The 15062-nt window shown below is 34.7% G+C and carries 12 protein-coding genes; 10 read left to right on the top strand and 2 right to left on the bottom strand.

Features of this window, described 5'->3' with window-relative positions; all coding sequences use genetic code 11:
• Positions 1-61 precede the first annotated feature (61 nt).
• The 3 genes from ACFS6I_RS12375 to ACFS6I_RS12365 all read left to right on the top strand — a co-directional run bounded on the left by ACFS6I_RS12375 (position 62) and on the right by ACFS6I_RS12365 (position 1623).
• Positions 62-934, top strand: coding sequence for a hypothetical protein (locus tag ACFS6I_RS12375; protein WP_380920958.1), 873 nt, complete (start codon positions 62-64; stop codon positions 932-934).
• 131 nt (positions 935-1065) lie between these two features.
• Positions 1066-1260, top strand: coding sequence for a YqaE/Pmp3 family membrane protein (locus ACFS6I_RS12370; protein WP_021188471.1), 195 nt, complete (start codon positions 1066-1068; stop codon positions 1258-1260).
• Between the two features lie 69 nt (positions 1261-1329).
• A complete protein-coding gene (locus ACFS6I_RS12365; RefSeq protein ID WP_037525171.1) occupies positions 1330-1623 on the top strand; it encodes a DUF4342 domain-containing protein in 294 nt (97 codons plus the stop codon).
• A gap of 60 nt (positions 1624-1683) precedes the next feature.
• On the opposite strand, the gene ACFS6I_RS12360 is transcribed toward ACFS6I_RS12365, so the two are convergent.
• Positions 1684-2115: a Dabb family protein gene (locus ACFS6I_RS12360; protein WP_380920955.1), complete on the bottom strand. Its 432-nt coding sequence runs from the start codon at positions 2113-2115 to the stop codon at positions 1684-1686.
• Positions 2116-2402: 287 nt separating this feature from the next.
• On the opposite strand from ACFS6I_RS12360, the gene ACFS6I_RS12355 reads away from it, so the two are divergent.
• From ACFS6I_RS12355 to ACFS6I_RS12335, 5 genes are all read left to right on the top strand, one after another.
• Positions 2403-7673 (top strand): translocation/assembly module TamB domain-containing protein, encoded by a 5271-nt coding sequence (locus ACFS6I_RS12355; RefSeq protein WP_380920953.1) that lies wholly within the window; start codon positions 2403-2405, stop codon positions 7671-7673.
• A complete protein-coding gene (tamL, locus tag ACFS6I_RS12350) occupies positions 7663-9966 on the top strand; it encodes a translocation and assembly module lipoprotein TamL (RefSeq protein ID WP_380920951.1) in 2304 nt (767 codons plus the stop codon). The genes ACFS6I_RS12355 and tamL overlap by 11 nt, the downstream gene beginning before the upstream one ends.
• A 127-nt stretch (positions 9967-10093) precedes the next feature.
• Positions 10094-11032: a malate dehydrogenase gene (locus ACFS6I_RS12345; RefSeq protein WP_132770832.1), complete on the top strand. Its 939-nt coding sequence runs from the start codon at positions 10094-10096 to the stop codon at positions 11030-11032.
• A gap of 28 nt (positions 11033-11060) precedes the next feature.
• A complete protein-coding gene (locus ACFS6I_RS12340) occupies positions 11061-11609 on the top strand; it encodes a helix-turn-helix domain-containing protein (RefSeq protein WP_259194198.1) in 549 nt (182 codons plus the stop codon).
• Positions 11610-11669: 60 nt separating this feature from the next.
• Complete coding sequence (locus ACFS6I_RS12335) at positions 11670-12137, top strand: aspartyl protease family protein (protein WP_380920949.1); 468 nt, start codon at positions 11670-11672, stop codon at positions 12135-12137.
• On the opposite strand, the gene ACFS6I_RS12330 is transcribed toward ACFS6I_RS12335, so the two are convergent.
• Entirely contained in the window at positions 12099-13319 is a 1221-nt protein-coding gene (locus ACFS6I_RS12330; RefSeq protein ID WP_132770834.1) for an MFS transporter, read from the bottom strand. The genes ACFS6I_RS12335 and ACFS6I_RS12330 overlap by 39 nt on opposite strands.
• A 169-nt stretch (positions 13320-13488) precedes the next feature.
• On the opposite strand from ACFS6I_RS12330, the gene fsa reads away from it, so the two are divergent.
• Both fsa and ACFS6I_RS12320 read left to right on the top strand, forming a co-directional pair.
• Positions 13489-14148: a fructose-6-phosphate aldolase gene (fsa, locus tag ACFS6I_RS12325; RefSeq protein WP_380920946.1), complete on the top strand. Its 660-nt coding sequence runs from the start codon at positions 13489-13491 to the stop codon at positions 14146-14148.
• A gap of 100 nt (positions 14149-14248) precedes the next feature.
• On the top strand, positions 14249-14707 hold the full coding sequence (locus ACFS6I_RS12320; protein ID WP_021188479.1) for a Fur family transcriptional regulator: 459 nt from the start codon (positions 14249-14251) through the stop codon (positions 14705-14707).
• The last annotated feature ends 355 nt before the right edge of the window (positions 14708-15062 follow it).

Raw genomic sequence — 15062 nt, 5'->3', positions numbered from 1 at the left:
CTAATTGATTATGATCATTACAAAATAAGTATTTTACACAAAAAACTAGATTGTTAAAAACATGAAAAAAAAAGCACTTCTCTTTCTATTTTCAATTACTTTTTTACTGGTTCGTGCACAGGAACAACCTGCAGCGTATGCTGTAAGTGATGAATACACTTTATGGAATTTTCAAAAAGGTGATACAGCTTATGTATTCGCTGACGTGGCATATGTACGTGAAAATGCGGATACTAAATCGAAGTTGGTCGATTCTCTACAAGAGGGTGCAATGGTTGTTATTAACAGTGAGGGATACAATGGAAGTACGATAAGAGGATTTTATGCCCCATGGCATAAAATTAATTTTATAAAAAACAATGTCAAAAAAGAGGGTTTTATATGGTTAGGCTTACTAGCTCTCAACAGCATACGTAACCAAGAGGGCGAACAGTTCATTTATGGTTTCAAAAAATTTAGATCCTCTACTGAAAATTCACCATCATATTATGACGCCGAAATCAAAGTCTTTGATCGAGAAAAAAACGTTATTGCGCGCGCTTCATATCAAGCTGAGGTAAATGATCAAACTGGTACCGAGACTAAGATCTTAGGAGGAATGGGATTAAAAAACATTAAAAATATTCATCGTTCTGCTTTTTTAGGTGAGGCATGTGGAATCGCTACCCAATATTACTATTTTGCATGGACTGGTCAAGAATTGATTCATTTCCCAAGCAAAATGTCTGTTTCTGATGCGGGTGTATTCTATTACGATGAAACAATCCTATTCCCCTCCGAACATAAAGGTGATCCCACTATGATCTACAAAAAAATAGTTGAAGGCGAAAATATTGATGACAATTTAGATGAGCCTAATTACAAGGAAACAAAAAGTCAAAAGAAATACACCTGGGATGGAAAAACGTTAAGTGAGCTCATCGAAATGAGGTAAGCAATTGAAAGAAGGAATTTATTCACCTTTTTATAACCTATGTTCGCCGATGCTTCTTCTAGGTTTACCTAAAAAAGACGTGAATAAATTATTGGAGGATTTATCTTTGGCTAAACAAAGAAACAAAAGATATGATCTTAATAGCAGTATTATTACCTTGGCTTTCCTTTTTTTTAAGAGGGAAAATATTTTCTGGAATTTTATGTTTGATTTTGCAATGCACACTTATCGGTTGGTTGCCCGCGGCAATATGGGCAGTAGCTTCACGAGTTGATGGTAAAAATAAATCCAGATTTAATCAGTTTAAGCGTGAGCAACGCTTTTAACATTTCTATCCAATTATTTGGACAATAATGATTATATTTATTGGACATCATTTTAAAAATCAAATCATTATGAGCATTAAAGAAACTTTCTCGATTACAGGTGAAAATCTACTAAAGAAGATTAAAGAACTCATTGCGGATGGAAATGTAACGAAAATCAGCATATCCGATAAATCAGGAAAAGAAATCATGAGTTTCCCTGTTACTGTAGGTGCTATAGGCCTCATCTTTGCCCCTATATTTGCAGCAGTTGGTGCTATGGCGGCTTTACTGACAGAATGCAAAATAACTGTCGAACGACAAGAAAAAGATGATAATGACCAAGACAATCAAAATACATCTCAGAGTATTGAGGTAAAATGATATACAGATGAAAGAGAGCACTTATGATTCTCTCTTTCATATTATGCTTTTTATTAAGAACTAGCTAATCACCGTATCTTTTACTTCTACTTTTACCCAATACTTACTATATTGATCAATCCCAGCTAGATGATCTGGATGTTCTTCATATTTTGTAATTGCTTCCAGATTTTCAAAAGTCAACATGATATGATATGAAAAAGAATTATCGACCACTGGTCTTGGATTAGTTTTAGCGGGTTTACCGATATGGCAAGATTGTACTCCCGGCACTTTTTTCAAAATGTCAAAAAACTTTAAAAAATCCTTATCTTCCTCTGCCGTGATTCCATCTTTTAACCAGAAATAGACGCTATGAAATATAAATCCGGCATTGAATCCGGCTTGTGTTATTGTTGTTTCATTATTACTTTGTGTATTTAGACATGAAGTCAGTACTGTTCCACCAACGCTCGCTAGCGCTAATGAGCTTAAAAATTTCTTTCTTTCCATTTGTTTTATGTTGATTATCTCGAATATACGTAGAAAAAAAGCAAAAAACCAATCTAAAAGCCAAACTTAAAAATAGAGGTTGTATACTAGAAATAAGGCACTATTTTTGATTAATCTCGACAACATTACAAATACTTCTCCCTATATTTAGTTCTTGGAGAAAAACTGGAATATCCATCCTTCTTTGTAATAAAATTAAATGTAAAATAGTAAATAAGATATAAACATAATCACTTGTTTTACGTTATAATAATAAATTAAGGTTTATATAAAGACTAAAAAATATTTTGAATAAATTTAGCCGTATCGCATTAAAGACCCTTTTATGGATTATTGGATCTGTCATTGGACTCTTACTTCTCATTATTTTTTTGATTCGACTTCCTTCCGTGCAAAATTTTATTGCCGGAAAAGTAGCCACTTATGTTGAGGGCAAAATTGGCACGCCCTTTCATATTGGTAGCATCAATATTGAATTTCCAAAAAAACTTGTTTTAGAAAACATCTATCTGGAAGATCAATCTAGAGATACATTAGTAGCAGGTGAGGCCATCAAAGTGGATATCAATATGATGAAACTACTAAAAAGTACAGTAGAAATCCAACAACTGGAGGCTACTGGCATTACCGCAAAGATACGTCGGTCTATGCCTGACAGCAGTTTCAATTTTGACTATATCATAAAAGCATTTGCGAGTCCCGAAAGTACCAAAGCAAAAACTGATACTTCTTCTGCTATGGTATTCAATATGGACAAAGTTATCTTTGATCGTTTTCACGTGGTATATGCCGATGACGTAATTGGTACAAGCGCTGACGTCTATTTGAAACATTTTGACACCAGGATCAAGAAATTTGACTTGACAAAAAATATGGCATTTGATATGCCAAAAGTTACTATTGATGGCTTAAGTGCATTAGTCACACAATGGAATCCTACCCAAGAAGGCGATGGCCCCAGTGTTGAAGATTTTGGAATTACTGATTCCACTGCAATTGCCACTTCTTTATTACCTGATATTGGTATTAATACAGCAGACCTGCGAAATATTAATGTTCGATATGAAGATAAAGCGGGAAAACTGAGAACAAGGTTTGCCATTCAAAAGCTGTACGCGGATATCAATAGTATTGATCTTAATAAGGAAATTGTTTCAATAAAAAAGATTAATTTAGAAGGATCTGATTCACAGGTGTTTTTTGACAAAATAGTAAAAATAACTAAACCAGCCGCAGATAAAAATACAACAGCATCAGCACCATCCAAGGTTAATTGGATTGTTTCTGTTTCTGATATCAACATCAATAATACCAATGTATGGTATAAAGATGACAATCAAGCACGGATGAAAGGATTTGATTATTTCAATATTAAAATCCCTGTAATCAATACTGCGATGACTGATTTGTATTATAGCGCAGATTCAATTAGCGGATCGCTAAAATCATTAACAGCAAAAGATCACTCCGGTTTCGAAATTAAAAATCTAAAAGGCGATTTTATCTATACCAATACAGGTGCTGAGATCAAAAATCTGTATGCTGCAACTTCTAAAACATTATTACAAGATTATATTAAAATATCTTATCCTTCTTTAGAGGCTATATCGGAAAAACCTGAATTGCTTACTGTCAATGCCAACATTAAAAAGAGTCATGTTGATATGCGCGATATTTATTACTTTGCTCCGTTCTTGGATACTATGGAGATCATGCATCCGCTCATGAATAAAAAATTCAATATTGACGGAAAAGTAATGGGAAAACTGAACGATCTCAATATCCCACACTTAGATTTCAGCACATTATCGAATACAAAAGTAATTGCCAGTGCTAGACTCAAGGGGCTTCCTAATGTTGATAAGATGTCTATTGACCTTACGCTCAAAAAATTCACAACTGGCCGATCTGATATTGAACAACTTGTTGCCAAATCATTATTTCCTAAAAATCTTGAACTTCCAAATGCAATAGGGCTTACTGGGACATTTAAAGGGGGAATGCAATCATTCAACACCAATTTATCTTTAGTGACGGAAAAAGGAACTGCTAAAGTAAATGGTAAATTTGATATGGCAAAGCGTGATACGACTTATGATGCTTACGTATCTATTAAAGACTTTGACATCGGAAAAATTTTGAAACAAGATTCTGTCTTAGGTATCTTATCATTTGAAGCCAACGTAAAAGGGCATGGATTAGATCCTAAAAAAGCGATAGCGAATGTGGACGGAAAACTAATACGTCTGGATGCTTTAGGATATCAATACCATAACATCGATATGAATATGAATGCTAATGCAGGCGATATCGAAGCTTCAATTAATAGTATTGATCCAAATGTCAAATTCAATTTAAATGCTACCGCTAATATGCATGCAAAATATCCGAAAGTCGATTTTGAACTGATGGTCGATAGCATTAATTTACAGAATTTAAAGTTAATGGATGATGACTTCCGTTATCATGGCAAAATGGTCGGAAATTTTGAAACAGCAGATCCTAATTTCCTGAATGGAGAAGCACATATCATCAATTCTTCTATTGCATACAATAATGACCGCTACACTCTTGATAGTATTTCAATTATCGCTCGTTCGGATAGTAGCTCAAATCTTTTAATGTTAAAATCTGCCTTTCTAAATGCCCATTTAGTTGGTAAATATAAATTAATGGAGCTTGGTACAGCAATACAAGACATTGCACACGTTTATTATCAACCTGGAGCTCCTGTAAACATTCCAAAATACGAAGATCAACAATTTGAATTTTCTGCTCAGCTGACCAGAACAAAATTTATAAAGGACTTCTTACCTGATCTGACTGAAATGAAAGACATCACACTTGATGGTATGTTTAATAGTAAGAACAAGTTGATCCAGGCGAAGCTCGATGCACCAAAAATTGTTTATGCAGGCACAGATATTAATAGTGTAACTTTTGATCTGACAACAGTTGACAGCACCATGTATTATTCTGCTTTGATTAACAAAATAAAAGTTAGCAATATCGAATTGATCAATACGGTACTCAGTGGTAAAGTCATTAAAAATAACTTAGATTTTGGCGTTTGGATTAAAGACAAAAAAGATAAAGAACAGTACCATTTAGGTGCCCATATGAAAGTAGATCGTGGCAACTTTCTTTTTAGCTTACTAGAAGATGGATTAATGCTAAATTATGACAAATGGAATGTCGATAGTACGAATGTTTTATCATTTGGTAAAGCGGGTATTCAAGCTCATAATTTCATTCTGGAAAACAAGGGGCAGTTATTGGAAATTAAATCACAGGATAGTGTTCTGAATTCACCTATAGATCTACTTTTTAAAAATTTCAGAATTGAGACCCTCAGTAAAATGATTGCTGCTGATGACATGAATATTGGTGGTGGTATTAATGGACAAGCAACGATTTCACGCCTTGAAAGTAACCCTGTTTTTGTATCAGATATTGGAATTGATAAATTTTACTTAGGGACGGATACAATTGGAAATGTCAATATTAAAGTTAATAATGAAAAAGAAAACACGTATGCAGCCAATGTCAGTATTACTGAAAATGGTAATAACGTCAGTTTAATCGGAGAGTTTATAAGTCCTCCAACCGGAGAAGCTACTTTTGATGCTACGCTCAACATTGCTCCTCTAAAAATGAAGACTATTCAAGCTTTCAGCTTTGGGTACTTAAAAGAATCTAAAGGGGATGTCCAAGGAGAGCTTAAAATATCCGGGACGACTGATAGACCTGTTATCAACGGTGATCTGAATTTTAATGGTGCTGAATTTAATGTTGCTATGCTTAATGCGGCGTTCTTAATTGATAACGAAAAAATTAGTTTTAATAATAGGGGAATCTCTTTATCCAATTTCAACATCAAAGATAAAAAAGGCAATACTGGTGATTTGAATGGTACCATTTTAACTAAAAACTATACAGATTATGACTTTAATTTGAATCTTAAGACTGATAACTTTGAAGTTGTGAATTCGACTCGGGAGGATAATGATCTGTTCTTTGGTAAAATGTACGTTTCTTCTGATCTACGTATAAGAGGCACGTTGGATAAACCTGTTGTCGATGGAAATATCAAAGTTCAAGATAAAACTGATTTTGTATTCATTATGCCGAATGATGACCCTGGAATGGTGGAGCGAAAAGGTGTCGTAGAATTTGTTGATAAAAGTGATACAACAAGAGCAAATGTTTTTGCAAAATTGGATTCACTAACAACAACAAAATTAACAGGAATCGATGTGACGCTGAATCTTCAAACTGACAAGAATGCTAAATTCAAAGTTATTCTTGACGAAGGATCTCAGGACGCCTTAAACATCCAAGGTGAAGCTGAATTAAATGCAGGTATCGATGCGAGTAACAAGATCACCATGTCGGGAACTTATACGGTGGACAAAGGAAGTTATTCGTTTTCTTTTGGCCCTGTGAAACGTGAGTTCTTATTTAAAGAAGGAAGTACAATTACATGGGCAGGAGACCCGCTCGATGCGCGAATGGATATCACTGCAGTATACAAAGTCAAGGCCCCTACCCTTGAATTGGTACAAACTCAACTTGGTGCAGATAACTCTAATCTATACAAACAGCGAGTACCATTTAATGTCAATTTATTAATCACAGAAAAGTTATTCGAGCCTAAACTAGGCTTTGATATTGATCTGGATGAAAATAACGCCATTGCGTCTCAAGATGTGGTGAGTAAAGTCAATAATGCCCTTTCACAAATACGAACAGACCCTTCTGAAATGAATAAGCAGGTTTTCTCATTGATCGTGTTAGGACGCTTTTTGGCTTCTAATCCTTTTGAAAGTTTATCTGGTGGTGGCGGTGTCGAATCTATGGCTCGTAATAGTGTGAGTTCATTACTAACGTCACAGTTAAACCGACTAGCTTCGGATTTAATTAAGGGAGTGGAATTAGATTTTGACTTACAATCCGAGCAGGATTTTACAACTGGAGTTGGGGAAACACGTACCGATTTAAATATTGGTGTTTCAAAAATGCTATTTAACGACCGTTTGAAAATCACTATAGGCTCAAATTTTGAAGTTGAAGGGAATTCAAGACCTGGAGAGCAGGCTGCGAATATTGCTGGAGATATTAGTCTAGATTACCAACTGTCTCAAGATGGTCGCTATTTCGCTCGCGTATATCGGAAAAACCAATATCAGGTAACACTTCAGGGCCAATATGTTGAAACAGGTATTGGATTTATCATCAACATGAGCTACAATAAATTCAGAGAAATTTGGATGAATTCTAAAAAATTAAATGAATATAATACCCGAAGCAAAAATTTCCGTAAACGTTTTGACGTAGAACGTATGGAAACCGACTCCGTTTACAGAGATAGCGTCCGCTTTGCAATTCGAGATAGCATGATGCGTAACGATCCTAAGAAATATAAAGAACGTTACTTGGATAGAAAACAAATCCAGCAAACCAAACCAAGCAATAAGACTGATTCAACGAATCAGAAAACAGATACAATAGGAGAAAAAGTGATTAGAAATGAAGAAAGGGAGAATAATGAAAAATAGCAATCAATTTATAGCTTTTGTTGTATTTATAGGGCTTTTCATTGCTTCTTGTTCGACCACAAAAAATTTAAAAGAGGGTCAGTCCTTATATGTGGATGGCCATGTCGATATTGAATCGGATACGATTTCCAAAGAACATAAAAAGGCCTTAGCTACGCATCTGGAACAGGTATTAATGCCCAAACCCAATAAGACACTTTTTGGATGGCGTTACAAACTAGCTTTCAACAACATGGCTGGGGATTCAGTTGGAAAAAATTTCATTCGCAGACAACTAAAAAAAATGGGTGAAGAACCCGTTTTATTGAGTGATGTAAATAGGGAATATAATGAAAACCTGTTAAGAAATCGACTTGAAAATATTGGTTTCTTTAATGCAGAGGTAAAGTCTGACACTACAATTAAGGATAAAGAAGCGACCATACACTATATTGCGACGACTAATCTGATTTATAAAATAAAATCTGTTACGTTTAATGTAGACAGTACGATACAGCTTGGCCGAGATATACTCCTATCTCGTGATAAGTCTCTTTTAAAGGTTGGTAAGCATTATAGTTTAGATGATATCCTGAATGAACGTGATCGGATTGATAATGAACTTAAAAATATTGGGTACTATTATTTCAGTCCCGACTATATATTGGTGGAAGCAGATAGTACAATTGGAGATAATAAAGTCAATTTATATGTCACTATTAAACCTGAAACACCTGTTATAGCTAAATCACCATCCAAGATAAATAATATATACATCTATCCAAATTATACGGACGAAGGTACAGGATATCAACGTGCTCCACGTAATGCGCAATTATTCGATAGTTCATATTACTTTATAGATCCAAAAAATACCTTTAGAAAACCCGTTATAGCTAACCATATCTTCTTTAAAAAAGGAGATCGTTATAATCGCGGTGCACATAATAAAACAATCAGTCATCTTGTAAATCTAAATAGCTTCAAATTTGTTAAAAACAACTTCGTTGATAGTAAAGATGTCAAAAACGGACTAGATGTATATTACTATCTTACTCCTCTTCCTAAGAAATCTATTCGTCTCGAATTGTTAGGAAAAATGGCTTCGGTATATAATGGATCCGAACTTAATGTGAACTGGCAATTACGAAATGCCTTTAGAGGTGCCGAACTGTTAAGTCTAAATGTGTTTGGTGGATACGAAACACAGACCGGTGGAAGTGTAAGTCTAAACTCAAGCTATTATCGCTATGGTGCAGATCTTACTTTAACGTTTCCCCGTATTCTTTCGCCTTTCAAAATAAATCCCAGTCGTAGATTTATACCAAAAACCTACATCAAAACGGGATTTGAATTCTTAAATAGAACTCGAGCATATACGTTACGATCTCTAAAACTAGACTATGGTTATATCTGGCAGGAATCTGAAGAGAAACAACATGATTTGGGATTATTAGAGATTACATATGTACAGCCCAGCCGTATTTCAGATGAATATAAAGCCCAGATGGATACTGTACCAACGCTAAAACATGCTATAGAACCACAATTTACTATTGGTCCAAATTATAATTTTACTTTATCCAATATGATGAACAAAAATCTAAAAAACACCTTTTATTTTAAAGGAAATTTAGATTTATCTGGTAATGTATTGGGATTGATAAAAGGTGCCAACTACAATGATGGTAAAACATTTAAATTATTCAACGCTTATTTTTCTCAATATATCAAGGTAAGTGGTGATGGTAGACATTATTTAAAACTAAGTGAAAATTCACAATTAGCATCGCGAGTCAGTGTAGGTCTAAGTTACTCTTATGGTAACTCCCGTGCTTTACCCTATCTAAAACAGTATTATGTGGGTGGTCCAAACAGTATTCGCGCTTTTGCTGCTCGGGCAATTGGTCCAGGAACTTTAAAACCTCAAAACATTGGGACCAATAAGTTCTATGCTGATCAAACTGGAGATATAAAATTGGAAATGAGTACAGAATATCGTGCTAAATTGGCTGGTTTTGTCCATTGGGCGGCATTTATTGATGCCGGTAATGTATGGCTACAAAATACAGATGATGAAAAGCCCGGAGCAAAATTTAGCAAAGATTTCTTAACTGAATTAGCTGTCGGTGGCGGTTTAGGTTTAAGATTTGACTTTACTTTTCTTATATTAAGAACAGATTTTGCTATTCCATTCCGTATTCCATATTTGGATAAAGGAGAGCGATGGGTCTTGAAAGATATTGATTTAGGAAGTAGCAGATGGCGCAAGGACAATTTAATGTTTAATCTAGCTATTGGCTATCCATTTTAATAAAAAGGAGAACGAAAGTTCTCCTTTTTATTTCCTATCATTTTTTATACAACTTAATTGCTTTCCTACTATTTATTGAGTAAATTCAAAGAAAAATTAATGTCTAAGGACCAAAATTAAAAGGCTTATGAAAGTTACAATAGTTGGTGCAGGAGCAGTTGGAGCGACAACTGCAGATAATTTAATCCGAAGAGAGGTTGCTGAAGAAATCATCCTTTTAGATATCAAGGAAGGGTTTGCTGAAGGTAAGGCACAAGATATGTCACAGACTGCTGCTTTATTGGGATTCGACTCAAAAATAATAGGTGTAACGAATGATTACAGTGCAACCGCAGGCTCCACTGTAGCAGTTATTACTTCAGGAATTCCGAGAAAACCGGGCATGACCAGAGAAGAACTAATCGGCACTAATGCAAATATTGTTAAAACAGTAGTTGATAATTTGATCAAACATTCTCCTGAGGTCATTATTATTATTGTTTCAAATCCAATGGATACCATGACATATTTGGCTTTAAAAAGCTCTGGTCTTCCAAAAAATAGAATCATAGGTATGGGGGGAACATTGGATTCTGCACGATTTAAATATCAGCTAAGTCAAAAATTAAACGCTTCTGCAAGTGACCTTAATGCAATTGTTGTCGGCGGTCACGGCGATACGACCATGATTCCTCTGATCAAACATGCCACATGGAATAGTATTCCTGTAACTGATTTTTTAACTGAGGAGGAGCAAGAAGAAATTATTCAGAAAACAATGGTAGGCGGTGCAACTTTGACATCCTTAATCGGAACCTCTGCATGGTATGCTCCTGGGGCAGCGACTGCAGCTGTCGTTGAAAGTATCGTTAGAAATCAAAACAAGCTTTTCACAGCAAGTGTATTTTTGGATGGAGAATTTGGATTATCGGATATCAATTTAGGTGTTCCAGTCATCATCAATAAAAATGGATGGGATAAAATTGTACCTTTGAAGCTTTCGGAAGAGGAAAAGCAAAAACTACACAAAAGTGCGGATGCTGTTCGAAACATGAATAATGTACTAAAAGATATTAACGTTTTATAAAAATAATATGCAACTCTTTATTAAAAATATGGTCTGCAATAGATGTAAGATGGCTGTAGAAAATATATTTAAAGAGTTGCATATTCCTTATCATGATCTACAACTAGGTGTGGTTACACTGGACCATTCACTACAGCCTGAACAACGAAAGAAAGTGAAGGAAAATCTGCATGCTATTGGTTTTGAATTAATCGATGATAAAAACACGCGTCTTATTGAAAAAATAAAATTGCTGATCATCGATTATACACGCTATCCTTATAACTATCTGAATAAAAATTTATCAGATATATTAAGTGATCATTTACATGTTGAATACAGCTCTTTAAGTGCCCTCTTCTCTTCTGTAGCAAGTATCAGTATTGAAAAATATGCTATCTTCCAAAAAATAGAATATATTAAGGAGTTATTAATTTACGATGAACTTTCATTAGCTGAAATCGCTGAAAAGCTTAATTATTCAAGCACTGCATATCTCAGCAATCAATTCAAAAAAAACACAGGTTTAACACCAACGCAGTTTAAAAATTTAAATAATCCTACTGCTTTACGGCAAACTTTAGATCAAGTGCATTAATATATCTAAATAAAGATACTTTAACTTTCATGAAGCACATATTTTTTCTATGTTTGGAATATGGCAATCATTCCCTTACAGATTTTACAAATACAGGAGCAAGGCACTCATATTTTAATAGAGGTCACTTTATACGAAACTAACCATTTAATGGTTTTAGATACTGGAGCTTCAAAGACTGTTTTTGATAAAAACCAATTAGAAAAAATTCACACAGACCAATTCCAATTAGAAAGTACCGATACGCTTTCAACAGGTTTGGGCACGAATAACATGGAAAGTTTTTTGATTCATATTCCTCTTTTTAAAATCCATGATTGGAAAATAAAAAATTATAGGGCTGCAGTTCTTGACCTAAGTTCTATTAACTATGCTTACGAACAGATGAATCTACGTCCTGTGATCGGAGTGATCGGAGGAGATATTTTAGCTCCTTATGGCGCAGTGATTGATTACAAAAAGAAAACGCTTAAATTACTCAAGAGAAAGTTAAAACTTAAAGAGCCTTTTATGAATATGCAGACGTAAATATAAATAATAAGATAAAGCTATCAAAACACCTGCACCGCCCATAAAGTATAAGACACTACGCAATCCGAAATAGCTTGCTAAAGCCCCTATAAGCAAACTACCTATAGGGAAAACACCTTGAAACGCCATTACATAATAAGAAATTGCTCGTGCTCTATAGATCGGCATCGCATGCGTCTGTATATACGTATTAATACTGGAGTTCTGCATCATCATAGCGAAAGAAACGATCGCCGTATATAAGAGAGCAAGAACTAAAACAGATGAATGCCCGAGTAAAAACAAGGCAGCTCCCATTAACAATGCTGCGCCCATTACTTGGTAGCGCATATTAGTCCCCGATTTTAGCCGTGCCATATTAATAGCACCTATCATTGCCCCAAGACCAGCTGCACTTTCAAACCATGAAAATGTTCCTGCATCGCCATTAAACATTTCTTTTGCTACAGCAGGTAATAAAGAAGTATATGGAATCACTAATAAGCTAGAAAAAGTCATCACTATAATAAGCGAAAAAATATGGGGAGATCTTTTCAAATAATAAAACCCTTCGACCAATCCCTGCCAATTACTTCCTTTGCTTAAGCTTGCTGTACTTTCTGTGACATTCATCATCCATAAAGTAATCAAAACAGGGATAAAACTCAGAAAATTACTGCTGAAACACATCATTTCACCGTATGTACTCAATAATATACCACCAATAGCCGGACCAACCATACGTGCTGCATTAAATATAGAAGAATTTAGTGCTATTGCATTAGGCAGATCTTTTCTATTATCCACTAAATGTACCATCAACGATTGTCTTCCCAACACATCGAAAGCGTTGATTACTCCTTGTGCAAATCCCAAAATAGATAACCACAATACTGTTTCCATCTTCAGGTACACTAAAAGTGTTAAGATTCCTGCTTGAATCATTAGACCTATTTGTGTAATAAAAACAAGCTTATACTTTTTATGTTTATCGACAAAACTTCCAATAAATGGAGATAATACCAAAGAAGGAAGCAGGGAGATGAAAGATACAAAACCTAACCAGAAAACAGAATCTGTTAACTTATATACTAACCAACTTATAGCAACACGTTGCATCCATGTGCCCATCAATGAGATTGCCTGGCCAATTATATGTAATCTAAAATTTGGATACTGAAGCGAACGAAATATCTGCATATCAATGAATAATAGAAGTAAATGAAAGGAATGATCTAAAATGAACAGTAATGACTAAGCAATATTTGTGCAGTAATTTCATTTCTGCACAAGATTAGTGAATTTTAATCGATAACTTTGCCACTTAATGGTAAATAAACCAAACAATTAACAATCAATTCAATACAAGATGAAATTTTTTATTGACACAGCAAACTTAGAACAAATCAAAGAAGCACAAGATTTAGGTGTATTAGACGGGGTAACAACAAACCCAAGTTTAATGGCTAAAGAAGGAATCAGTGGTGACGAGAATGTAATCAATCATTACAAAGCGATCTGTGCTATCGTAGATGGCGATGTAAGTGCGGAGGTAATTTCTACGAACTACGAAGAAATGATCAAAGAAGGAGAAGCACTTGCAAAGTTAGATGACAAGATTGTTGTTAAAGTTCCTATGATCAAAGATGGTATCAAGGCAATTAAATATTTCAGCAAAAAAGGAATCAAAACAAACTGTACTTTGGTTTTCTCTGCAGGTCAGGCACTCCTAGCTGCAAAAGCTGGAGCTACTTATGTTTCACCTTTCATTGGTCGTTTAGATGATATTTCTACAGATGGTTTAGGACTTATCGAAGAGATCCGTTTAATCTATGATAACTACAGTTTCCCAACACAGATCTTAGCGGCTTCGGTACGTAACAGTGCGCACATTTTAGGTTGTGCTAAGATTGGAGCTGATGTGATGACGGGTCCTTTATCTGCAATCACAGCTTTATTAAAACACCCATTAACAGATAGTGGCCTTGCTACTTTCTTAGCTGACCACGCGAAGGCAGCAGCGAAATAAAATCGATATAAAACGACTTTAAAGAAACGGTCAGAAACGAGTATGAATAACTTGTTTCTGACCGTTTTTTTATATTAGAATAATGATGTATTTTTGTATTATGAGTAAAGAGCAACAACAGGAAAAAACAGTACATGAGCGTGTCGATTTTACAACTTTACTAAAACAATATCAGCTTAAGGTTACACAGCCTAGACTGCGAACTTTGGAAGTTATATCGACTAAGAAATCAGCCATTTCACAACCAGAGCTCGAAAAATTAATCGGTAAAGAAATTGATCGTGTCACCCTCTATCGCGTTTTAGCTTCATTTGAGGAGAAGGGAATATTGCATAAAATTTTTGATCTAAATGGTACAGCTACTTACGCCCTCTGTTCGACCAACTGCTCCGAGCACAATCATCATGACCAACATGTGCACTTCATCTGCAGAAGCTGTAACTCCGTATTTTGTATGGATGAAATCACACTTCCCTCCTTCAACATTCCGGAAGGTTACAAACTTGAAGCTGTAGCTATAAATGCCCTGGGTCTATGCGATCAATGTCAGGAAAAATAATAAAAAAACAAAATTTTACTGAATTCAAAGAAAGGTACCAGCATTTCTAAAAACCTTTACTTTGCACACGCTTCTACTAAATCCTGATGCTAAGGTTCTTTCTTAATCATCAACTAAAATTCAGCAAAAAGAAATCTAAATAATTGATACAATACACTTTATTAAATTTTAATAAATAAGAATTTGATAAAAACACATTTAGCAAAATATTAAAAATCGAGCAGAACCTGAAAGTATATTGTTTATCAACATCACAAATAATGATTCATTAAGCTATTTAATACTCACTATACTGGTTATCAAAATATTAAATAAGCTAAATAGAATTAAAAATACACTTAATTCTATAACAAAA

It is taken from the genome of Sphingobacterium anhuiense, from assembly GCF_042686355.1.
GTDB classification, from domain to species: Bacteria; Bacteroidota; Bacteroidia; order Sphingobacteriales; family Sphingobacteriaceae; genus Sphingobacterium; species Sphingobacterium anhuiense.
The sequence above is the reverse complement of the archived record's forward strand: the minus strand, read 5'-3'. Positions and strand labels throughout refer to the sequence as shown.

What these genes read in the sequence shown, in the direction of transcription:
- ACFS6I_RS12320 (WP_021188479.1), top strand. Translation starts at nt 14,249, where the DNA reads ATGAGTAAAGAGCAACAACAGGAAAAAACAGTACATGAGCGTGTCGAT.
- ACFS6I_RS12335 (WP_380920949.1), top strand. Translation starts at nt 11,670, where the DNA reads ATGGCAATCATTCCCTTACAGATTTTACAAATACAGGAGCAAGGCACT.
- ACFS6I_RS12375 (WP_380920958.1), top strand. Translation starts at nt 62, where the DNA reads ATGAAAAAAAAAGCACTTCTCTTTCTATTTTCAATTACTTTTTTACTG.
- ACFS6I_RS12330 (WP_132770834.1), bottom strand. Translation starts at nt 13,319, where the DNA reads ATGCAGATATTTCGTTCGCTTCAGTATCCAAATTTTAGATTACATATA.
- fsa (WP_380920946.1), top strand. Translation starts at nt 13,489, where the DNA reads ATGAAATTTTTTATTGACACAGCAAACTTAGAACAAATCAAAGAAGCA.
- tamL (WP_380920951.1), top strand. Translation starts at nt 7,663, where the DNA reads ATGAAAAATAGCAATCAATTTATAGCTTTTGTTGTATTTATAGGGCTT.
- ACFS6I_RS12365 (WP_037525171.1), top strand. Translation starts at nt 1,330, where the DNA reads ATGAGCATTAAAGAAACTTTCTCGATTACAGGTGAAAATCTACTAAAG.
- ACFS6I_RS12340 (WP_259194198.1), top strand. Translation starts at nt 11,061, where the DNA reads ATGGTCTGCAATAGATGTAAGATGGCTGTAGAAAATATATTTAAAGAG.
- ACFS6I_RS12360 (WP_380920955.1), bottom strand. Translation starts at nt 2,115, where the DNA reads ATGGAAAGAAAGAAATTTTTAAGCTCATTAGCGCTAGCGAGCGTTGGT.
- ACFS6I_RS12345 (WP_132770832.1), top strand. Translation starts at nt 10,094, where the DNA reads ATGAAAGTTACAATAGTTGGTGCAGGAGCAGTTGGAGCGACAACTGCA.
- ACFS6I_RS12370 (WP_021188471.1), top strand. Translation starts at nt 1,066, where the DNA reads ATGATCTTAATAGCAGTATTATTACCTTGGCTTTCCTTTTTTTTAAGA.